Annotated in this window: 1 protein-coding gene; it reads right to left on the bottom strand. The window is 76.8% G+C overall.

Annotated features, from left to right (window positions below; all coding sequences use genetic code 11):
- Positions 1–18: 18 nt before the first annotated feature.
- Positions 19–241, bottom strand: a 223-nt coding sequence (locus tag ACSNOK_RS35905) for an alpha/beta family hydrolase (RefSeq protein ID WP_436784845.1), incomplete at its 5' end; no start/stop codon positions are given.

Here is a 241-nt window from a genome sequence, read left to right as displayed (position 1 = left end):
ACACACCCGCGCGGGGCATCATTCCCGCGCCAGCCACTCGCGTACCGCGCCGGTGATCACACCGAGCGCCTCCTCCTGGCCGAGCGCCGCCCTCTTCGGCACGGCGAAGCCGTGGTCGCCACCGGGCACCTCGACGACCTCCGTGCCCTCGGGGAACTCGGCGGGCCGCCCGAAGGGGTCGCGCCCGCCCTGGACGACCAGGGTCGGCACCCCCGCCCCCAGCAGCTCACCGGCCCGGGAC

Source organism: Streptomyces sp. URMC 126 (assembly GCF_051386555.1).
Classification (GTDB): domain Bacteria; phylum Actinomycetota; class Actinomycetes; order Streptomycetales; family Streptomycetaceae; genus Streptomyces.
Note: the sequence above shows the minus strand (reverse complement) of the source record. Positions and strands in the feature narration are given on the sequence as shown.